The organism is Salipiger marinus (genome assembly GCF_035481585.1).
In the GTDB taxonomy this organism is placed as follows: Bacteria; Pseudomonadota; Alphaproteobacteria; order Rhodobacterales; family Rhodobacteraceae; genus Salipiger; species Salipiger marinus.
This window is the reverse complement of sequence record NZ_JAYKSL010000008.1, coordinates 190,558-213,551: the sequence shown is the minus strand read 5'-3', so window position 1 is coordinate 213,551 and position 22,994 is coordinate 190,558. Positions and strand designations below refer to the sequence as shown.

Annotated in this window: 11 protein-coding genes and 1 riboswitch; of the genes, 5 read left to right on the top strand and 6 right to left on the bottom strand. The window is 65.3% G+C overall.

The window, feature by feature from the left end; genetic code table 11:
* Positions 1-116: 116 nt before the first annotated feature.
* Entirely contained in the window at positions 117-1,304 is a 1,188-nt protein-coding gene (gene metZ, locus VK682_RS13025; RefSeq protein WP_324782038.1) for an O-succinylhomoserine sulfhydrylase, read from the bottom strand.
* Between the two features lie 66 nt (positions 1,305-1,370).
* Positions 1,371-1,447: riboswitch (SAM riboswitch) on the bottom strand.
* Positions 1,448-1,548: 101 nt separating this feature from the next.
* Between metZ and VK682_RS13020 the strand changes: the two genes are divergently transcribed.
* Positions 1,549-3,417, top strand: coding sequence for a monovalent cation:proton antiporter-2 (CPA2) family protein (locus VK682_RS13020; protein ID WP_230797125.1), 1,869 nt, complete (start codon positions 1,549-1,551; stop codon positions 3,415-3,417).
* 21 nt (positions 3,418-3,438) lie between these two features.
* Here VK682_RS13020 and VK682_RS13015 read toward each other — a convergent pair whose 3' ends face one another.
* The 5 genes from VK682_RS13015 to VK682_RS12995 all read right to left on the bottom strand — a co-directional run bounded on the left by VK682_RS13015 (position 3,439) and on the right by VK682_RS12995 (position 8,223).
* A complete protein-coding gene (locus VK682_RS13015) occupies positions 3,439-4,215 on the bottom strand; it encodes an amino acid ABC transporter ATP-binding protein (RefSeq protein WP_324782037.1) in 777 nt (258 codons plus the stop codon).
* Between the two features lie 30 nt (positions 4,216-4,245).
* Positions 4,246-4,794 (bottom strand): protein-tyrosine phosphatase family protein, encoded by a 549-nt coding sequence (locus VK682_RS13010; RefSeq protein WP_230797127.1) that lies wholly within the window; start codon positions 4,792-4,794, stop codon positions 4,246-4,248.
* 111 nt (positions 4,795-4,905) lie between these two features.
* Entirely contained in the window at positions 4,906-5,943 is a 1,038-nt protein-coding gene (locus tag VK682_RS13005) for a type 2 periplasmic-binding domain-containing protein (RefSeq protein ID WP_089844450.1), read from the bottom strand.
* A 130-nt stretch (positions 5,944-6,073) separates the two neighbouring features.
* Positions 6,074-7,138 (bottom strand): amino acid ABC transporter permease, encoded by a 1,065-nt coding sequence (locus VK682_RS13000; RefSeq protein ID WP_230797128.1) that lies wholly within the window; start codon positions 7,136-7,138, stop codon positions 6,074-6,076.
* A complete protein-coding gene (locus VK682_RS12995) occupies positions 7,138-8,223 on the bottom strand; it encodes an amino acid ABC transporter permease (protein WP_230797129.1) in 1,086 nt (361 codons plus the stop codon). Before VK682_RS12995 ends, VK682_RS13000 begins: the two co-directional genes overlap by 1 nt.
* Before the next feature lie 187 nt (positions 8,224-8,410).
* Here VK682_RS12995 and VK682_RS12990 point away from each other — a divergent pair, with 187 nt between their 5' ends.
* The 4 genes from VK682_RS12990 to VK682_RS12975 all read left to right on the top strand — a co-directional run bounded on the left by VK682_RS12990 (position 8,411) and on the right by VK682_RS12975 (position 22,983).
* Positions 8,411-9,019 carry a GntR family transcriptional regulator gene (locus VK682_RS12990; RefSeq protein WP_230797130.1) on the top strand — a complete coding sequence of 203 codons (609 nt, stop codon included), beginning with the start codon at positions 8,411-8,413 and terminating at the stop codon, positions 9,017-9,019.
* 373 nt (positions 9,020-9,392) lie between these two features.
* A complete protein-coding gene (locus VK682_RS12985) occupies positions 9,393-9,707 on the top strand; it encodes a hypothetical protein (protein WP_230797131.1) in 315 nt (104 codons plus the stop codon).
* A 66-nt stretch (positions 9,708-9,773) separates the two neighbouring features.
* A complete protein-coding gene (locus VK682_RS12980; RefSeq protein ID WP_230797132.1) occupies positions 9,774-20,600 on the top strand; it encodes a hypothetical protein in 10,827 nt (3,608 codons plus the stop codon).
* Positions 20,601-20,784: 184 nt separating this feature from the next.
* Entirely contained in the window at positions 20,785-22,983 is a 2,199-nt protein-coding gene (locus VK682_RS12975; protein WP_230797133.1) for a type I secretion system permease/ATPase, read from the top strand.
* Positions 22,984-22,994: the final 11 nt, after the last annotated feature.

Genomic DNA, 22,994 nt, shown 5'->3' with positions numbered 1-22,994 from the left:
GCAGGCAAAGTTCCGGATACCGGTGCCACAACTGCAAGGATAGTCCTTTTTGCATACTCCCCCGCAAGTATTGCAGGGGAGATACACAGAGATCATGTCATTTCGACGGCAGCGGCTCAGATGCTGTCGAGCGCCTGCAGCAGGTCGGCCACCAGATCCTCCGGATCCTCGATCCCGACCGACAGCCGGATCAGCCCGTCGCTGATGCCAAGCCCCGCCCGCTGCTCCGGGCTCAGACGCTGGTGGGTGGTGGTCGCGGGATGGGTGGCGATGGATTTGGCATCGCCAAGGTTGTTGGAAATCAGCACGATCTCCAGCGCGTTGCAGAAGCGGAACGCCGCCTCCTTGCCGCCCTTCAGGTCAAAGGCCACCATGGTGCCCCCTGCCCCGCCCAGCTGACGCTGCACCAGCGCGTGCTGCGGATGGCTTTCCAGCCCCGGATAGCGCACCGCGCCAACGGCGGCATGGCCCGTCAGCGCCGCCGCGATCGCCCCCGCCGAGGCGGTCTGCGCCCGCACCCGCAGGTCGATGGTTTCCAGCCCCTTGAGCATCACCCATGCGGTAAAGGGGCTCATCGCGGCGCCGGTATGTTTCAGATAGGGTTCGACCCGCTTGCGGATCAGATCCCGCGTGCCAAGGATCACGCCACCCAGCGTGCGGCCCTGCCCGTCGATATGCTTGGTCGCGGAATAGACCACCAGATCGGCGCCCTGTTCGATGGCGCGGCTGTAGACGGGGGTGGAAAACACGTTGTCCACCACCACCAGCGCCCCCACGGCATGAGCGAGCTTGGCCACACCTTCGATGTCCACCAGATCCAGCGTCGGGTTGGCCATGCTTTCAAAGAACACCAGCGTGGCGCCGGGCTGCAGCGCCTGCTCCCATGCCGCAAGATCGGTGCCGTCGACAAACACGACGTCCACGCCGAAGCGCGGCAGGATTTCTTCAAGGATATACAGGCAGGATCCGAACAGCTGCTTGGCCGCCACCACCCGGTCGCCCGCCTTCAGCAGCGCGGTCAGCGAGGCCGAGACCGCCGCCATGCCGGAGGCGGTGGCAAAGGCATCTTCTGCCCCTTCAAGCAGCGCCATACGCTCCTCGAACATGGCCACGGTCGGGTTGCCATACCGTGCGTAGATGAATTCATCCGGCCCCGCCTTCACGAAGCGTGCCTCGGCCTGTTCGGCGCTGTCATAGGCAAAGCCCTGCGTGAGGAAAATCGCCTCGCTCAGCTCGCCCCACTGGCTGCGCTTCGTGCCGCCATGCACCAATGCGGTGCGCCGTCCCATGGTCCCTTTTGCCATCCGTCTGCCTTTCGCTGCGGGCCCTGCCGGGCCAAAGAAAAAACCCCGTCCGCGGTCAAGCGAAAGGGGCTCTCTCGTCCGACCTTTTAGCGGCATGTTTAACGTGGCCCGCAATCCGTCACCAAATCGCCACGCGGCGCGCATACGCCTGTTGCGGCCAGCGGTCAAGCTTGCCGCGCAGGGCGGTGGTTGTGCTGCCCGGCAATCCGCCGCAACATGGGGCCCGGATTGTGCAGGAGCATTTATGGACGGCGCGCTTTTTCAGGTTTCGGTCTATCTTGCCGCCGCAGTGATCGCGGTGCCCATCGCCGCAAGGCTGGGGCTGGGGTCGGTGCTGGGATACCTCATGGCGGGGATCATCATCGGGCCGGTGCTGCATCTGGTCGCCGCCACCGATGACCTGATGCATTTTGCCGAATTCGGCGTGGTCATGATGCTGTTCATCATCGGGCTGGAACTGGAGCCGCGCGCGCTGTGGGACATGCGGCACCGGCTGATCGGCATGGGCGGGCTGCAGGTGCTGCTGACCATGGCGGCGGTCATGGGGGCGGCCATGGCGCTGGGGCTGGACTGGCGCCCGGCGCTGGCCACGGGGATGATCTTTGCGCTCTCCTCCACCGCCATCGTGCTGCAGACCCTGTCGGAAAAGGGGCTGATGCAGACCCCGGGCGGCAGATCCGCCTTTTCGGTGCTGCTGACGCAGGACATCGCCGTCATTCCGATGCTGATCGTGCTGCCCCTGCTGGGCGGCGTCGCCACGGTGTCTCTGGCGCCCGACGGATCCATCGCCCTGCCCGAGGCGCAGGAGGCGCATCACGGCCTGTCGCTGGTCGAGGGTCTGCCCGGCTGGGGCGTGGCGCTGGTGACGCTGGGGGCGGTGGCGCTGATCATCGCGGCGGGCATCTTTGGCGCGCGCCCGCTCTTCCGGCATATCAACGCCTCGCGCCTGCCCGAGATGTTCACCGCCACGGCGCTGCTGATCGTCACCGGCATCGCGGTGCTGATGGAACTGGTGGGGCTGTCGCCCGCGCTTGGCACCTTTCTGGCCGGGGTGGTGCTGGCCAACTCCGAATTCCGCCACCAGCTTGAATCCGACATCGAACCCTTCAAGGGCCTGCTGCTGGGGCTGTTCTTCATCACCGTAGGCGCCGGGGTGGATTTTGACGCTTTCCTGAGCGAGCCGGGCACCATCCTTGGTCTGGCGGCGGGGCTGATCCTGCTCAAGGGGCTGATCCTGACCGGGCTGGCATGGCTGTTCAGGCTGCGCGGGCGCGACCGGATGCTGTTCACCCTGTCGCTGGCACAGGCGGGGGAATTCGGCTTCGTGCTGATCTCTTTCGCGCTGCAGCAGAACGTCCTGACCGATCAGCTGGGCCAGCGGCTGTTGCTGGTGGTGGCGCTGTCCATGCTCATCACCCCCGCGCTGTTCCTGCTTTATGACGCGCTGTCGCGGCGGCTGGAGGACGCGACCGAGGCGCCGCCCGCCGACGAGATCAACGAACAGGCCCCGGTCATCATCGCGGGCATCGGGCGGTTCGGGCAGATCGTGCACCGGCTGGTGCAAAGCTCGGGCTTTCGCACCGTCATCATCGACCATGACATGCAGACCATCGACCTGATGCGCCGCTTCGGCTTCAAGGGGTTCTTTGGCGATCCCACCCGCCCCGAACTGCTGCACGCGGCGGGCATCGGCAAGGCCAAGATCCTTGTGGCGGCGCTGGATGATCCCAAGGCCACCACCAAGCTGGTGCGCTTTGCCAAGCGGATGCGGCCCGATCTGTTCGTGGTGGCCCGCGCCCGCGACCGCACCCATGTCTACGAGCTGTATCAGGCGGGGGCCGACAAGATCGTGCGCGAGATGTTCGACAGTTCGCTGCGCGCGGGCCGCTACGTGCTGGAGGAAAGCGGGCTTACCGAATACGAGGCGGCGATTGCCGAAGAAACCTTTTACCACCACGACCGCAAGACCATGCGCGATCTGGCCCGGCTCTGGGATCCGCATGTGCCGCCCGCCCAGAACGAAGCCTATATCGCCCGCGCCCGCGAGCTGGAGAAAGAGCTGGAAACAGCACTTTTCACCGCGCTGGACAGCCGCCGGGGCGACGCGGCCTGAAGGGACTGCCCCGCAGCGGGGTCAGTGCCCGAGGATCTGGCTGAGAAACAGCCGGGTCCGTTCGTTCTGTGGCGCGCTGAAAAACTGCTCTGGCGGGTTCTGTTCGACGATCTGGCCCTGATCCATGAAGATCACCCGATCCGCCACCGCCTGCGCAAAACCCATCTCGTGGGTGACGCAGATCATCGTCATGTCCTCGCGCGCCAGCGTCACCATGATGTCCAGCACTTCCTTGATCATCTCGGGATCCAGCGCCGAGGTCGGCTCGTCAAACAGCATGATGCGCGGCCTCATGCACAGCGCACGGGCGATGGCGGCACGCTGCTGCTGGCCGCCGGACAGATGGCCGGGGTATTTCTGCGCCTGATCGGGGATGCGCACCTTTTCCAGAAACTCCATGGCCCGCGCCTCCGCCTCGGCGCGGGAGGTGCCGCGCACCCGCATCGGCGCAAGGATGCAGTTCTCCAGAATGGTCATGTGCGGAAACAGGTTGAACTGCTGGAACACCATGCCCACCTCGGACCCGATCCGCCCTGCCCGCCGCGCGTCCAGCACCGCGCCATTGATGCGGATCTGCCCCTGCTGCGCGGTTTCCAGCGCGTTGAGGCAGCGGGTCAGCGTGGATTTCCCCGACCCCGACGGCCCGGCGATCACGATGCGTTCGCCCCGCCGCACGGTCAGGGTCACATCGCGCAGCGCGTGATAGTCGCCATACCATTTGTTCAGGCCGGTGATTTCTATGGCCACATCCTGCGCGGCGGCAGGCGGGCGCAGGACGGCAGCGTCATGCAGGCTCATCAGGGCACTTTCTGGATCGGGACCGGCGGCTCAGCCGCGGCGCTGGCTTTTGGCCGAAAGCCACGCCAGCTGCTGGTCGCTTTCGATGGAATCGGGAAACTGCGCGCGCAGGGTCAGGATCGCGTCGCCAAGCGTCATGCCCTGATCGATCAGCAGACCGGCGGCGATCATGCCGGACCGCCCCGCGCCGTAATGGCAGGACAGCGCGACGGTGTCTCCGGCCCGCAGCAGCGCGTCGATCTCGGGGGCGATGCCGGACCAGCCCCGGTTAAAGGCGGCATCGGGGACCATGTAATCCTCGATCGGCAGATGGACCAGCCGCAGGCGCAGCGCGACGCAAAGGCCATGCAGCTGATCCAGCGCGCCCTCGGGCAGCTCGCCCGGCTCTACCAGCACGACCAGCAGGCGGCAGCGGCGCAGCGCGGCATGGGTCAGCGTGGCCCGCATGCGGTCGGGATCAAGATAGGCGTCGCCGGTGATGCCAAAGGCCAGACCGGGAAAGCCAAGGGTGACGATGCGCCCCCCTGTCGGAGCCGCAATTTCCGCCCGGATGCTCGTCTCGAGGTCCATAAGACTCATGCGCAATTCTGGCGAGTATTTTTCCGGCTCCATGATGGCCATACTTCATGTCCTTTTTATCAAGATTAACAGCCGCCGCGCCAGTCGCAGCACCGGCGCGGCGGCGGGATTTCAGCGGATCGGGTAAGGATACATCAGCCCGCCTTCCTCGACGGAGGCGTTCAGCGTCTTGGTCCGGTCCAGCTTGAAGGGGGAATTCATGCCCAGATGGCGGTCGAACACTTCGGAATAAGACCCCACCTGCTTGACCACCTGATAGGCCCAGTCAGCGGGCAGACCCAGCTTGGCGGCCATGTCGGCCCCGGCGCCGTCAGCGGCAAAAAGCCGGGCGACTTCCTGCGGCTGGCTGTCAAGATCGGCGATCACATCGTCGATGGTGCCGGAGGTGATGCCGAACTTGTCCGCGTTCAGCATGACCTGAAACGCCCAGAACACGGCACTTTCCAGTTCCTGATCGGGCTGGGAGACCAGCGTCAGCGGCTCGGCAGAGATCACGTCGGGCAGGATGACGTAATCGTCGGGGTTTGCGGCCAGCATCCGGTCGGAGTTGAGCGCGGTCACGTCCGACGCATAGACATCACATTTGCCAGAGAAAAACGCCTCCAGCCGGGCGGTCTTGTCGGCGATGTTTTCAACGCGGTAGCTCATGCCCCGGTCTGCAAACCAGTCGGCAAGGGTCAGCAGCGTGGTCGACCCGTCCTCGGCGCAGACGGTGGCGCCCTGCAGATCGGCGGCGGCGGACACGCCCAGTGCTGCGGGCACCATGAAGCCCTGCCCGTCAAAGAAGGTGGTGGCGATGAAGGCCATGCCCGCATCGGCATCGCGGGTGCCGGTGGCCGTGATCGACCGCGAGGCCAGATGCCCGCCGCGGGCCACCAGCGTTTTCATCGAATCCGAAAAACCCACGCCGCGGATGTCGGCCTTGGCGGCATCGCCCAGAACGGCCGCTGCGGCCATCCGGCAGAAATCGGCGTTGAAGCCCTGAAACACGCCCTGACTGTCGGGCACCGAAAAGCCCGGGGCATTGGGGCTGACAAGGCAGACCAGAGCGTCACCGGACTTGATGTCGTCCAGCGCGGCACCGGCCTGCACCGCGGGCGCAGCCAGACTGGCCGTGGTCAGAAGAAGCGAGGCGAACAGGAATTTCATGAGGAATGTCCTTGTGAAGGGGATCAGCGAGCGGTTCACTCAAGAACATGTATACAGGTGTATCTTGAAGGTTTTAAGACAAAACGGCAGATTTTGCCGCGTCACCGCATCCGCTGCCCGCAAAACAGGCTCAGCGCGCGGGGCTGTGCCGGTGCAGCTGCCGTCCCACCATGGACAGGAAGGCGCAGGTCACAAAGAACCACAGCCCCACGACAAAATACCCCTCCAGCGCAAAGCTGCGCCAGTCCGGATCGCTGAAGGCCATGCGCGCGGTGGCGGTCAGATCGTGGATGCCCACCACCACCACCAGCGAGGTATCCTTGTAGGCGCCGATCACGCTGTTGACGATGGAAGGCAGCGCGCGGCGGATCGCCTGCGGCAGCAGCACCCGCCCCGCCGTGGTGGCATAGGGCAGGCCCAGGGCATGGGCCGCCTCGGCCTGCCCTGCAGGCAGCGCGTGCAGCCCGCCCCGGATGTCTTCGGCGAAATAGGCGGCGTGAAAGACGATCAGCGCCACAAGCGTGGCCGCCACCGGCGAAATCCGCGTGTCCGGCGGCAGCATCAGCGGCAGCACGAAGATGCCCACGAACAGGAAGGTCAGCATCGGCACACCGCGCGCGATCTCGATATAGCCCGCCGCCAGCCGCGCCAGCATCGGCACCCTGTCCTGATCGCGCGCCAGAGCCAACACGATCCCGGCGGGAAAGGCCAGCGCGATGGCCCCAACCGACAGCAGCAGCAGGATGGGCAGGCCATTCCAGCGGATGCTGTCCACCGGCGCCAGCCCCAGCACGCCCCCCGCCATCAGCGCAAAGCTCAGCCCCAGCGCCAGCAGCCACAGCAGCGCCGTCTGGCCAAGGCGCAGCGGCAGCCCGCGCCCGGTCATCTGCAACCCGGTCTGCACCGTCATCGCGCAGAGCAGGACCGAGGTGACGACGGGCCGCCACAGCTCGTCCCGGGGATAGGTGCCGAACAGGATCAGGTTCAGCTTTTCCGCGACGAAGGGCCAGCAGGTGCCGGTCTGGCTCTGGCACAGCGCGGCGGGCTGCCATGGCCAGACGGCGGACAGGACCAGCCAGTGCAGCGCGACCCACAGCAGCGGCAGGCACAGCGCCAGCGTGGCCAGAGACAGCAGCGCCGAAAGCGGCGTGCGGAAGGCCTGCCCCAGCGGAGCAAGGCGGCGGGACATCCACATCAGGCGCGTCCTTCCTTGAGGCGAAGCCGGTCGTTGATCCGGTTGAGCTGGGTGGTGACGCAGAGGCAGATCCCCAGATAGACGGCCATGGTCAGCAGCATCATTTCCAGCGGGCGGAAGGTCTGGTTGATGACCGTTCCGGACACCGACATCAGGTCGGAATAGCCCACCGCGATGGCGATCGAGGTGTTCTTGATCAGGTTCACATACTGGTTGTTCATCGACGGCACGATGATCCGCACCGCCTGCGGCACCACGATGTAGCGCGTGGCCTGCCGGGGGGTCAGGCCGATGGCATGGGCGGCCTCGGTCTGGCCGCGCGGAATGGCGCTGATGCCGCCGCGCACCACCTCGCCGATCTGGGCGCCGTGATAGAGCGCAAGCGTGACCGCGATCACCATGAACTGCAGCGACACCCGTGCCCCGCCTTCGTAGTCAAAGCCCGCAAGCTGCGGCACCGACCATGCAAAAGGCAGCCCAAGCCCCAGCGCCACGGCCAGCGGCAGCCCGCCCAGCGCCAGCAGCACAAAGGGCCAGAGCGGCGGCGCGGCCTGCCCCGCCTCGCGCCGCCGGGCAAAGTGCCGCGCCAGCAGCCAGCACGCCCCGCAGCCCGCCCCGAAGGCGGCCAGCACCAGCGCATGGCCCGGCTCCAGCACCGGGACCGGGAACAGCAGCGACCGGTTGGACAGATGCACCGGCCCCAGCGACAGCGCCTGCCGCACATGCGGCAGCCCGGTCACCGCCGCCACAAACAGCACCAGCAGGACCAGCAGCTTCGGCAGGTTGCGGAACAGCTCCACATAGGCGCCCGCCACGGCGAGGGCGATCGGGCTCGGCCCCACGCTCATCAGCCCCACGATCAGGCCCACGACCGTGGCCAGCACCAGACTGACCGCCGCCAGAAACAGCGTGTTCAGCGTGCCCGCCAGAATGGCGCGCGCATAGGGATCGGCGGGGCTGTAGGGCACCAGCGTCTCGCTGACGTCAAACCCCGCCCCCTGCCACAGAAAGGCAAATCCCGGCGCAAGCCCCGCGCCCTGCATGTTTTGCAGCACATTCCAGACCGCCAGTCCCGCCAGCGTCACCGCACCTGCCGCGATCAGTGCGTCCCTGACCGAAAACTTCCAGGATGCCGGAGGGGGAGGGCTTGGCGGAATCATGAGTGACCTCTAAGATTGCACGACTTTCCTCCTGTATACAGGCATATCATGGCGCGTGAAAGGCCACCGGGACAGGAAACAGCAGTGCCGCACAAAAAAGACAAAGAGAGATATGACCCGAGCTCCGAAAGCCGAAACCGCCCTGGATGCCATCCGCAAGACCATCTGCGTCAGCTCTTTCGACGGGGAACACGTTTTGCACGAAACGGATCTCGCCAATGAATTCGGCATGTCGCGGACCCCGATCCGCCAGATCCTCCAGCGGCTGGCCTATGAACGGCTGGTGCTGACCCGCTCTGGCGTCGGCACCGTGGTGACACCGCTGGTCGAGGAGCATCGCAGCCGCGACCTGTGCAGCTATCGCGGCCTGATCGAGGCGATCCTGCTGCATGACCTGCCCGCGCTGAGCGTGTCGCAGCATTCTGACGTTCTGGCTCTGGAAAGTTTCGCCAACGCGCTGCAGCCCGACGATCCGGAACTGCAATACGAGCTGCTGACGCGCCTGCATGCCATCGTCGTGCAGCTGGTCGATGATCCGGTGCTGGCCGACGCCTTCTCTGCCAGCTTCTGGCGGGCGCTGCGCTGGCACATGCGTGATCTGGCCAGCGATCCGCAGCGCGCCACCGATGCGCTGCGCGCGCGGATGGCCCGGCTGGTGGCCTATGAGGACCGGCAGGCGTCTGACCTGTTCGCCCGTCTGGTCGATCCCGGCGCGGACTGACGCCACCACCGCAAGACCCGTCCAAGGCCCAGCCCGTCACGTGCCCCGCGTGACGGGCTTTTTGCATCTGCCGTGGCGTTTTGGCCCCGGATCAGGACCGCCTGATCCGCAGGCATCCGGTCCGCCCTGCCCAATTCCTGCACGATCCCAGTCGATTTTACAAAAACTTCACACGCCTGTGAGGACAATCAGAGAGCGAATCACGTATCCCTGTATACAGGATAAGTGATCCGAACCGGCATCCCGCCTTCTGCGTCCGTGACGCCAAGGCGCGCGAAAGACCGTTTCAACGCCCTGAATGACCCCGACGCGGGCCGGCGCTTCACCGGCACATCCCGACGCGGCAGCGCCGCCCCAGCAGGAGCCTTGCAGAATGCAGGACATTTACGTCGACACCGTCACCGCCATCAATTTCAACAACGGCATCGTGCGCATGATCATGGTGGATCAGGATCCCGACAGCCTTGCCGATGGCGTGGACGCGGGGGCTGAGGCCAATGCCGCGCAGGACATCAGGCTGCGCAAGAAGCAGCAGGTCATCATGCCGCTGAACGGATTCCTGTACATGGTCTCTGTGATCAAGGGGCTGGTCGACGATCCCAAGATGCAGGACATCATCAGCCGCCACGCGCAGGCCGGACTGCTGCCGGGCGCCGCCGCTGACCAGCCGCGCGCTCCCGCAGAGTGATCTGACCGCCCGTTTCCACGCCGGTCACCGTCCCTCCCTCCCCTTCCAGTCACAGGAACTGCAGTCATGGCCTTTGGACGCATCAAAAGAGCCTTCAAGAAAGTGAAAAAGGCGGTCACCCAGGTCGTCGAGATCGTCAAGGACGTGGTGGAGTTCACCTTCACCGGCGAGCTGAGCGGGACCGAAGGCAACGATACGCTCAACGCCATCGGCATCGCAGGCACGGTCAAGACCAAGGGCGGCGATGATACGGTCAACATGGGCGCGGGTGCCGTGGACGTGGAGGACACCACCGGGGCCCTGAACATCAACGGTGCGGCGGGCTCGGTGCGGGTGCGCAAGACCGGCAGCGGCAATATCCGCTTCCGTGGTGCCGCAGGCGTTGCCGATCTGCGCGGCAAGGGAAGCATCGATTACGCGGGGGCGGCGTTCGCCAACCATCTGGAAACGGTGTCAAACGACGCGCTCCTGCTCTTTCGCGGCGCGGGCGGATCGAACACGATCAAGGGCGAGGCAGCGTCTGCCAGCGCCAGCTCGAGCATCGATGTCGATTTTGCAGGCGCAGGCGCGCGGAACCAGATCATGACCCGCGCTCGCTCGAGCAAGGTGGATTTTGTGGGCGGCGGCATTGCCAACAGCATCAGCGTCGAAGCCGATGATGCGGAGGTGAATTTCACCGGAGCGGGCGCCGACAACCGCATCACCATCGGCACGTTTGAGAACGATCTGGACACCGCCCTCACCACGCTGCCAGCCGCAATTCCCATCGCCGGAAGCGGGGCCGGTGGGTCTCAGGCCAGCAGCCCTGCCTCGGCAGTCTCTGCCGCTGTTGCCGCAGCAGAGGCCGCCGAAGAACGCGAAAACACCCGCGCCAAGCTGCGCTTTGACGGCGCGGGCGCCAATAACGTGATCGAGGTCGGCGCCAACCAGACCGAAATCGACTTCAACGGCGCCGGAGCGCATAACAGCATCTCCGCCACCGGATATGGCGCGAATTCCGCCGCAACGGTGTCCTATGCGGGCGCCGGGGGCTACACCGAGATCGACGTTCTGGCCGACCGGGCACGGGTGGATTTTGCTGGTGCGGGCATCGTCAATTCCATCTTCGTGCAGTCGGATGACGGCGCGGTCGATTTCGACGGCATCGGGGCGGGCAACACCGTGGAAGTGGTCGCCCAGACCGAGCGGGGCAGCGCGTCGCGGGCAAAGGTCGATTTCACGGGCGGAGGTGGTGCCAATCTCATCGCCACGCGCGCTGCGCAGACCCAGATCACCTTCCGTGGCGCGGGCGCCTATAACCGGATTCAGGCCGAAGGTCTGGGGGTCAACAGCCGTGCGGATGTCGATTTCGGCGGCGCCGGCGGCTGGAATGTCATCGACGTTGCGGCCGATCGCGGTCAGGTGCGCTTCGCCGGGGCCGGCAGCCGCAACGAGGTCTGTTTCAAGACCCGCAACGGCTCCATCAACTTTGCTGGCGGTGGCGTGGCCAATATCGTCGAGCTTCTGGCGAAGGATGGCGCGGGCGACTCAACCGGCGATATCGACTTCACGGGGGGCGGCGCCGGAAATGTGCTGCGCTCTACCATGGAACACGGCGACATCCATTTTTCCGGTTTGGGCGGGTCAAACGAAATCCGCCGCATCGGCTCGGACACGGCCACAGGCGATGTCACCTTTACCGGCGGCGGGGCCTCCAACTTCATCACCTCCCGCGTCCTGACCGGCGACCTCGTCTTCCGTGGCGGCGGCGCGAACAACAAGGTGACGCGCTGGAGGGCTGGCACGGACACCCGCGGCGACGTGGATTTCGCCGGGGCCGGGGGAAAAAATACCGTGCTGTCCTGGGTCGATCACGGCGACATCCGCTTCGACGGTGTCGGTCTGGGCAATGACGTGCGGCGGGCGAGCAATGCCGCCGAGTCCAGCGGCGATGTGGTTTTCCGCGGCGGTGGCGGCGCGAACGTGGTGCGCAACGAGGTCACGACCGGCGACATCGATTTTACCGGAGTCGGCGCGGCAAACATCATCACGCGCAGCACGAAACACGCGAACTCGCAGGGCGACATCCGGTTCACCGGGGCCGGTGGCGCCAACGTGATCACATCCGCGGTCAATCGTGGTGACATCCGTTTTGTCGGGGCGGGCGCCGCCAATGTGCTGACCCGGCTTGATACCGGCGCGGACTCCGAAGGCGACATCCATTTCCAGGGGGCGGGCTATGGCAATGGCCTTACCTCGACGGTCGACCACGGCGATATCGTTTTCGTGGGCGCGGGGGCCGCGAATGCCGTGACCCGACTGGGGGACACAGGCTCTACCGGCGATGTCGTGTTCCACGGTGTCGGCCTTGGCAACGTCGTCACCCATCTGACCGATCATGGCGACACGACCTTTATCGGCGGCGGCGGCGGCAATTTCGTCACCCGCACCGGTCGCAGCGGCGATCTGGAATTTACCGGCGCGGGGCTGGCAAATTCCATCTATCACGACGTGGAACAGGGCGATCTGACCGTCACCGCCATGGGCGGCGGCAACCGGGTGGAACGCCACGGCGCGGGCAATGCCGATCTGACGCTGGGCGGGGCCCTGAATCTGGTCAGCGTCGACATGGGCCGCGCCGCAGGGGGCGCCCCTGCCCTGCCGCCTTCGGATGTCAACGCGACCATGGTGGGCCGGGCCAACGTCCTCAACACCGATGTGACCGGCACCACCAAGGCCGTGCTCGTCGGGACGGCGAACGTGGTCGACATCAAGGGCCATGCCGATGTCAACGCGGTGGGTGCCCTGAACATCATCAAGACCGGCGCCCATGCCGACACCATCCGCACCGCGGGCGTGGCCAATGTCATCACCACCTCTGGCGACCACAATCACATCGAATCCTACGGCGCCTTTACCACCATCCGCGACGGCGGCGAGGACACCACCGCCTCTGTCACCCAGCCGGGCGAGCTGAAGCTGGTGGATGTGGTGGCCCGTTCCACCAACGCCGTGATCGACACCACCATCGCCGAGATCGAAACCGGCGGCGAGGGTGAAGGCGGCATGTTCTCCGATCCGTCGGTCTATCTGTCGGCAATCGACGAGGCACTGGCCATGGGCGAACAGGCGGGGCTGGACACCAGCGAAGAGGATGCCGCCGCCCTGCCCGCAGAGACCGCAGAGACGGGCGCCTCTGCCGCATCGCTGATCGGCGACGACTGGACGGTGATGACCGAGGACGAACTCGCGCAGCGTGGCGAGGCGGCCAGCGCCGACAGCGCTGCGGGCGACGTGCCCGCCATCGACCAGACCGCCCTGCTTGCCGGGGTGGAGGCCGAACTCGGACGCCATGCCGAGACGCTGGAGAAGGCGCAGCAGACCCCCGAACAGGCCAGCGCCGAGGCCGAGGCCGCGGGCAGAGCCGCAGCGGAAGCCGAAGAGGCCGAAGAGGCCGAAGGCGACGACGCCCATTCGGTCGCGGAGGGCACCGACATTCCCGCCCTTGGCAATCCCGAAGATGACCAGAACGGCGGCATCGGCGCGGGCGCGGGCGGCGGGTTCGAGCTGTCCTTTGGCGACCACAACTTCGCGATGCTGCTGGGTCTGGCCAATGTCGCCAGCTTCGGCGCCAAGGACGACATTGTCGTCGCCCTTTCCGCGATGAACTACATCAGCGGCGGCGATGGCGACGACATCGCGCTGATGCTGGGTGTGGGGAATGCGTTTCTGGGCGGCGCGGGCAATGACGTGGTGGTGCAGGCCGCTGCGGGCAATGTCGCGCTGATGGGCTCCGGCGCCGAGGATGTGTCGATCCAGCTGGGCATGGGCAATTTTGTCAACAAGGATGCCGATGGCAACCTTTACGCCTTCGCCTTGGGTCACTCCAATTTTGTCTATCATGGCGGGCTGAAACCGGGCGAGACTGCCAACAAGCAGGGCAATCTGGTCGCCGTCATGGGCGGACAGCTGAACGTCGCGCACAAGCAGGGTGACGGCGCCGTGACCGGCGTGATGGCGGGGTCGATCAACTCGCTGAGCCATGTCGGCGAAGGCCGCTATGTGGCGGTGATGCTGGGCTCGCTGAACGTGGCGACCAAGATCGGCGGGGGCGACGCCTATTTCTTCATGGGGGGCAGCACCAACATCGCCACCCATGTCAACACCGGCGGCAGCGACGACACCGCGATCTTCATCATGGCGGGCAGCCTGAACGTGGCCACCAGCGTCGGCGACGGCACGATGGTCGGTGTGTTTCTGGGCAGCACCAACATCGTCACCCGCGTCGGCAACGGCACGGTGGGCGTGGGCATGCTGGGCAGCGTCAACGTGCTGACCGTGGTCAACAGCGAGACCTCGTCAATGTATGCCGCAGTCGGCGGCAAGCTGAACGCCGTCACCAAGGTCGGGGACGGGGTGCTGGTCGCGATCGGCTATGGCGGCAGCGCCAATATCCTGACCCATGTGGGCGACGGCACCATGGTTGCGGTTCAGATCGGCAAGCTGAACGTCATGACCAAGATCGGCAACAGCTATCTGGGCAAGGATGGCAAGGGCGCGACAGTGCTGATCGGCACCGGTCAGGCCAATGTCGTCACCCATGTCGGCGACGGCACGACGGTCATCGCTGCGGACGGGGTCGGCAACATCGCCACCAAGGTCGGCGACGGCGCAACCGTTGCCCTGCTGAACGGTCAGGCGAATATCGCGATCCATGTCGGCGACGGGATGTTCATCGGCCTGTCGAAAGCGAAGGTGCGCGAAGGCAGCAAGGCCGCCAAGGCGGGCAAGACGTTCGACAGTTCCGCAGCCGTCACGAACGCCCTCACCGCTCCGGCTTCGGACGGCGAACGGGCGGCAGGAATCTTCGACATCCTCCGCACCGAGAATGGCGGAACCGGGCACGACGGGGAGGAACAGCAGCTGGGCACTGGCCGCCTGGGCCGTCTGCTGATGCCCGGCAATGACCGGGAATTCGCGGCGATGATGATGCGGTTCACCAACCTCGCCGCAGATGTCAGCACGGGCCTCGACGATGCGGCGTCGGGGATGCCGGGCAGCGGGCGCAACGGGCCCGATCTGGGCGGCGCGGCGGACGTGATCGGCGACACGGCGCAGAAAATCACGACACAGGCGACCAAGGCGCCGTCGCTCTCCACCATGTACACTCAGGCGGCCAACCAGTTGTCGGTCAATATCGGCGCCAAGTTCGGCGATGGCGACGTGTTCTTCACGCAGATCGGCCTGTCGCTTCTGGACAAGCCGAAGGGCAGCAAGACCAGCCTCACCGAAGGCGATGCGGGCCGCGAATTGCAGGCGGGCGCGGCGCAGACCGGCAGCCAGTCGGCGCTGTCGGATCTGCTGTCGATCATGTCCTTCGACAGTTCCGCCAACATCTTCCTGCGGATCGGCGACGGGCGCACCGTGGTGGCGCAAACGGGCAGCCTGAACGTGGTGGCGAATTACGTCGACAGCATCGACAGCGCTTCCACGTCAGAGCAGAATTACCGGGACTCCGGCCCCGATCACGGGCTGGGCTTCGATTTTGTCCATGCGGCGGTGGGCAATGCCAATATCTCGGTGGATATCAGCGATGACCGGGTCTTTGTCGCGGGCACCCCGCTTGGCCAGATCAGGACCAACGCGGCGGGCGAGCTGCAGACCAGCCGGGGCCGCGATGCCCTGTCGCTGTTCAAGGGCTCGTTCAATGCCAGCATCAAGGTCGGCGACGGGTCAAGCACCCGTGCGATGTTCGGCGACAACAATCTGGGCGTGACCATCGGCAACGGGTCAGAGCTGGGCTTCAGCTATGGCAAGCACAACCTTATGGTGCGTATCGGCAGCACCATCGACGGCGACGACGACAACAACATGAAACTGCCATGGCTGCCGGCCAAGCTGGACGGGATGAAAGCCACGGTCGGACAGAACAACGTCGTTATCGACTACGGCTATTCCAACGACCTGCTGTTCAATGTCGGCCATTCCTGGGAGAGCAAGGACAAGACCGATGCCGATCAGGCGAAGTTTTCACAAAAACTCAGCGGGTCGATGGCCGCTGTCACCGACTTCGGCAAGACGCAGCTCACCTATCTGACCGATATGGGCAAGACCGGCGGTCCGGTCAGCAGCAAGCAAAGCTGGGACCGAAATGCCGCATCCTCGTTCGGCAGTTTTGCGTCGCTGGCGGTGCTGGGCGTCTCCTTTCCCGGGCTGGCGAATTTCGGCGACAAACCCGGCCAGAACACCAGCCAGTTCGCCAAACGCACCGGCCAGTCGCAGATCACCAAGATCCCCTCCGCGCTGTATAGCGCGCTGAGCGGCATGGCCTCCGGCCTCACCAGCCCGTTCACGAGCAACAAGTCCGCGTCCGAGCCCGAGCCGCATATGACACGCTATGAGATCCGCCAAAAGCGGGAGGCGGACCAGAAGGCGGACAGCACCAAGCCCCTGACGCGCAATGCCCAGACCTATCAGGATGGCTACGAGATCCGGCAGGCCATGAACACCATCACCGGCGCCTATACCGACGGCTTCAAGAAGGGCGGCAACATCATCAATGCCGGTGCGGGCGCCGATGTGGTGGTCACTTACGGATCAGGCAACCTTGTCTTTGGCGACAATGCCTCGTCGTTCTTCGTGGATTTTGCCGTCACGGCATTTTTCCCGGCCAATGCGCAGGCCCTGTCGCTGAACGAAATCATCGCGATGTATGTCAACAAGCCGCATGACAAGGACCTGGACGGGATCGTTAACGATCAGTCCAACGAGCGCTTCAACAAGGCCGCCACCACCCAGAAACGCTGGACATCCACCCAGCGCACCATCGAATTTGTCGAATGGTTCCAGAACTTTGGCGATATCGGGGTAACGGTGCCCTATTTCACCATCGGCGAGATGTTCAACCTTGGCTATGACTCGAAGGGCGCGATCGTCGGCTATGGCACCGATGGCAATGCCGTGGCGGGACAGCTGGCCAATGCCCTCTGGATCGACCTGACCGTGCCCTCCAGCCTGTTTGGCGGCCTGTTGGGCGGCGGCGGCGCGCAGGGGCTCAACATGCTGACCGGGACCGACACGTTCCAGATGGCGGGCACCATGCTGACCGGCTTCATGCCCGACGCCTTTCAGGAGGATACGGAGTTTTTCGAAACCCCGGGCGAAACCGAAGAGGTCTCCGAAGAAACCGATCCCATGGCCGCACTTGAGGACTTCATGCTCAACACCGACAGCGAAGGTGATGGCAGCGTCGGAGACATGCATTTCGGCGCCTCGGGCTTTCCGGTGATCCCCGGCATTCCCAACATGGAATCGCTTTACCAGACCATCGTCAATTTCACCGATGTGGTGGCCGTGGGCGAAGGCGGTCCGCTCGACAGCCTGCTGAACATGACCGAAAAGATGGAAATCCTGAAAGGTGACGGCGACGTGCTGCTGGCCATAGGCGGCGGCAACATGCAGTTCGGCGGCCATGGGGACGACATCATGGTGACGCTGGGCGAGGTCGGCCATAATTTCGGCGGCTATGGCAACGATTTCATGCTGTCGATCGGCAAATACGGCTATCTCAACGGCAATGCCGGGGATGATTACATGTTCGGTCTGGGCGCCTATAACGTCATCCATGACAGTCAGGGTCACAACACGGTCTTCGGCTTTGGCGACCGCAATGACATCCGTCTGGGCGATGGCAATGACACGATCATCGTGGCGGGCAACAAATCCAAGGCCCGCGCCGGATCGGGCTATAACCTGCTGATGGTCTATGGCGCCAAGAATTCCATCTACCTTGCGGGCAGCGATGTGGTTTTTGCCGTGGGTGGCGAAAACAACTATTACATCCTTGGCGGCAGCAGCAGCCGCGCGCTGGTGCACAATATCGGCGCGGCCAGCGTCACCCTGTCACCCGGCGCCAAGGTCTATATCGAGGCGATGAGCAAAGGCGACACCTTCCGGGGCAGCGAGGGCGAGGATCTGCTGATGTTCTCGCGCGATTCCGATCAGGGCGAACTGATCGGCGACAGCAGCGCGGGCACCGAAGAACTGCAGCGTCAGGCCGAACTTGACCCCTCCTCTTTTGGCGAGGCGTGGCGCGCGCTGCAGGATCACGGCATCGTCGCGCGGGACGATACCATCGTGATGCGGGGCCGCAACGTGGTGGCCTTTGGCGGCGCAGGCGGCGCCAAGGACAGGGATCTGTATGTCATGGGCTTTGGCCTGAAAGACGGCGTGATCCTTGACGCGGGGGGCGAAAAGCTGGGCTTTGGCGACGAGACAGAGGACAAGATCATCATCGGCGAAAAGCTGGGTCTGGGCGATTACAGTGCCGATCTGCGCGACGCCCCGGTGATCTTCCGCCGCGACGGCGACGATCTGCTGATCTACGCGCCCGATCCGGTGGTCTATCGCGATGCCCCTGCCCCGCTGGATGCCACGGCGCTGCTGGATGACGATCCCGACAACGACACCGACGCGATGAATTCTGTCCGGGTGAAGGACTATTTCAACAGCAGGACCGCCAATGCCGCGCAGGTGGTGCTGTCGGTCTGGAGCGACAGCACCAAGGGCGCGACCTTCCTTGACGATTGGAAATCCGAACACAACGCCGAAAAGGCGGCAGCCGCCGCTGCGGCAGAGGCTGCGGGCAAGGACATTCAGGCGGTGCATACGTGGTCCGAACATACCTTCACGGACTACACCTACCTGACCCGCGACGGGATCAAGGCACTGCTGTCGGCCTATGCTGCGGCACGGGACGAACCGGGGCAGACCCGGACCGAAAGCGAGATCTGGGCGGACCTCTGGCAGGCGCAGTATGACGACGCGGCGCAGGGCTGGGCTGCGGACGGGAAGGTCAGGACCGGGTCGGACCTGTCCGATTACAAGATCGCGCAGGCCCGCGGGCTTTATCTTGCGGGCGGCGTGACCTCCGATCTGATCGAGGGCACCGGACTTGACGACACGCTGGAAGGCGGGGCGGGCAACGACACGCTGCGGGGTGGTGCCGGCAATGACATCGTGCTTGGCGGTCTGGGCAATGACGTTCTGGATGGCGGCGAAGGCGAGGCCGACCTGCTGGAATACCTGACGCTGACCTCGGGTGTCACCGTCGATCTGGCGGCAGGCACGGTCAGCTTTCAGACCGGTGGCGTGACCTATACCGACCAGATCACCGGGTTCGAGATGGTCTCCGGCACCGATCATCTTGACGTGATGCACGGCAGCGCGGGCAATGACAGCCTGTTCGGCAATGGCGGCGCCGATGTGCTGATGGGCCATGACGGCAACGACCTGCTGGATCCGGGCGCGGGCACCGCCTTTGTCTATGGCGGCGCCGGAGAGGACACCATCGCGGTGGGCGACTTCATCACCAACAACCTTCCGGGGGTGGTGACCGAGAGCGAACTGGACGGCGGCGAAGGGTCGGACTGGCTTGACGCTTCGGGCGCGAGCCGTGGCGTCGTGGTGGACATGGGACAGGACAGGCTGACCGTGGGCGATACCGACGTCAGCTTCATCAGCATCGAAAACGTCATCGGCAGCCATCACGACGACAGTCTGGCCAGCGGCGCGGCGCTCAACCAGATGGAAGGCGGCGGGGGCGACGATCTCTTCAGCGGCGATCTGGCAGGGGACACGATCCGGGGCGGCGACGGCACCGACACGGCGGATTTTTCTGCCGCAACGGCAGGCGTCTCCGTCGATCTGGGGCAGGACAGCTTCACGGTCGGCCAGACCGGCACCGAAGGCGGGATCTTCGAGATGGAACAGATCATCGGCAGCGCCTTTGACGACACGCTGCGCGGCAGGGCCGAAGTGACCGAGCTGTTTTTTGGCGGGCTGGGCATCAACCGGCTGATCGGCAATCTGGGCGACAATGACGGGGTCAGCTATGACAGGCTGACAGCGGCTGTGGTGGTCGATCTGGCGCAGGGCACCGCCCATAGCACCGGCCTGTCGGACAGCCTGACCGACATCACCACCGTCACCGGCACCGGCTTTGACGATCAGATGACCGCAGGCGACACCGCTGCCACCCTGTCGGGGGGCGCGGGGAATGACCTGCTGACCGGCGGCGCGGGCGACGACCAGCTTTCGGGCGGCGCGGGCAGCGACACGCTGATCGGCGGTGCGGGCTTCGATCTGGTCGATTACAGCGGCGAAGCGGCCTCGGCTGGCCTGCGGCTGGATCTTGCCGCAGGGACAGCCACTCTGGATGGCGTCACCGACAGCCTGTCCGGCATCGAGGACGTGCTGGGCACCGGTCAGGATGACGAGCTTGCCGGGGGCGCCGGGTCCAACATGCTGATCGGCGGAGCTGGCGATGACACGCTCAGTGGCCGGGGGGGCGACGACATGCTGGATGGCGGCGCCGGGGACGATGCGCTGTTCGGCGGCGCCGGAGATGACACGCTCAGCGGCGGCGAGGGTCACAACCTGCTGGTGGGGGGCGCGGGCAGCGACACCTATCAGGTGCGCGCGGGCTCTGGCAGCTCGGTGATCGAGCAGCCCGGTTTCGACATCGGGGCGGGCCCGGACGCGCTGACCACCATGGACGCGGAGTCGGTCGATGTGCTGCAGATCGGCGCGGCGGACGAGACCGTGTCGCTGCAGGACATCTGGTTCAGCCAGAACGGCGATCACCTGCTGCTGGAGGTGCTGGGGGATGATGGCAGCGTGCTGAGCACGCATCAGATCAGCAACTGGTTCGCCCTTGAAGACAGCGCCGCCACCCGCATGGACAAGTTCATCGTCGGCGATCAGGTCATGCAGGAAAGCGCCACGCAGCAGCTGGTGCAGGCCATGGCCTCGTGGTCCTCGGATGGCGGGATGCTTGCGGACCGCCACACCGCGATGCTGGCCGATACCGGGTTGCAGACGGCGCTGGCCGCCGCATGGCGGCCCGCGACCTGACCTGCGGCCCTGCCGGTTCCGGCTGACGGAACCGGCACAGGGGCGCCGCCTGCCCGGCAAAGTGGCGCCCCCACGTGTTTTCCGACCGCCCCACCCGCGATTGACATGACCTTGTGACCTTCGCGATGCATTCCTGTATACAGGATACGGCCAGCAAAAGATCCGCCCCGACAGGAGACCCGACATGCGCAGGACCACGCCTCAAGGATCGGCACAGTGGATCGACGCGGCGCCCGATGCCGATGACCCCCGCGACACCGGGCCGGATACCGGACTGATCTGCCTCGTGCGGCTGTTGCAGATGCTGGGGCTTCCGGCGGATGACCAGCAGCTGCGCCATCAATATGCCGAACCGGGCCGCCCCATCTCTGCCGAGGCCATGGTGCGGGCGATCAAGCGGCTGGACCTGAAGGGCCGCCTGCTGCGCAGCAACGCGGACGAGCTTGCCCGCCTGCCCACCCCCGCCATCGTGGAAATGACCTCGGGCGATTTTATGGTGCTGGGGGGTGTCCGCGACGGGGCGCTGCTGCTGCTGGACGCGCGCAGCGGACAGGTGACCACCCAAGGCACGGCAGAGTTCCGCGCCAACTGGACCGGGCGGGTGATCCTTGTGACCCGCCGCGCGACGCTGGGCGGCAAGGGGTCGAAATTCGATATCTCGTGGTTCATCCCCGCCATCCTGAAATACCGCCGCCTGTTCATAGAGGTGCTGATCGCGTCGTTCTTCCTGCAGCTTGCGGCGCTGGTCACGCCGCTGTTCTTTCAGGTCATCATCGACAAGGTGCTGGTGCATCGCGGCATGACCACGCTGGACGTGCTGGTCTTTGCGCTGATCGTCGTGTCGGTGTTCGAGGTGGTGCTGGGCGGGCTGCGGACCTACATCTTTTCTCACACCACCAACCGCATCGACGTGGAACTGGGGGCCAAGCTTTACCGGCACCTGCTGGCGCTGCCGCTGGCCTATTTCGAATCCCGGCAGGTGGGCCAGTCGGTCGCCCGCGTGCGCGAGCTGGAAAACATCCGCGATTTCATCACCGGATCCACGCTGACCCTGCTGCTGGATGTGGTGTTCACCGGCGTGTTCTTCGCGGTCATGTGGTATTTCAGCCCGATGCTGACCCTGATCGTGCTGGGGTCGATCCCGTTCTATGTGGTGCTGGCGCTGGTGGTGACCCCGATCCTGCGCGCGCGGCTTGACGAGAAATTCGAACACGGCGCCCGCAATCAGGCGTTTCTGGTCGAAAGCGTCACCGGCATGGAAACGATGAAGGCGCTGGCGGTGGAGCCGCAGTCGCAGCGCCGCTGGGAAGAGCAGCTGGCGGGCTATGTGGGCGCGTCGTTCCGCACCGCCAACCTTGGCAATATCGCGGGCCAGTCAACGCAGCTCATCAGCAAGATCACCACCGCGCTGACGCTCTATTTCGGCGCGCTGGCGGTGGTGGGCGGGGCGATGACCGTGGGACAGCTTGTGGCTTTCAACATGCTGGCCGGGCGCGTCACCGGGCCGATCCTGCGGCTGGCGCAGCTGTGGAACGATTTCCAGCAGGCGCGTCTGTCGGTGCAACGGCTGGGCGACATCCTCAACACCCCGACCGAACCGCAATACAACCCCAACCGCGCCACGCTGAAACGGGTCGAAGGCCGCATCCGCTTCGATCAGGTGCGGTTCCGTTACCGCCCCGATCTGCGCGACGTGCTGACAGGCATCGATCTCGATATTGCGCCGGGTCAGGTGGTGGGGGTGGTCGGGCCCTCGGGATCGGGCAAATCCACGCTGGCCAAGCTGGTGCAGCGCATGTACGTGCCCGCCGCCGGACGGGTGCTTGTGGATGGCATCGACCTTGCCACCGTCGATCCGGGCTGGCTGCGCCAGCAGGTCGGCGTGGTGCTTCAGGAAAACCTGCTGTTCAACCGGTCGGTGCGGGAAAACATCGCGCTCAGCGATCCGGGCATGCCCTTCGACCGGGTGGTGGCGGCGGTGCGCATGGCCGGGGCCGAGGAGTTCATCTCGGAACTGCCCGAAGGGTATGACACGCTGGTGGGCGAACGCGGCTCCAACCTGTCGGGCGGCCAGCGGCAGCGGCTTGCCATCGCGCGGGCGCTGGTGCGCAATCCGCGCATCCTGATCTTTGACGAGGCGACCTCGGCGCTGGATTACGAATCCGAGCGGATCATCCAGCAGAACATGCGCAAGATCTGCGAAGGCCGCACCGTGCTGATCATCGCGCACCGGCTGTCCACCGTGCGCCATGCCGACCGGATCATCACCCTGCAGGGCGGCGCCGTGGTCGAGGATGGCCCCCATGACGAGCTGATCCGCAGCGGCGGGGCCTATGCCCGGCTGTGGCGGATCCAGTCCGGCGAAACCGTCAGCGCAGCGTGACCCCATGACCC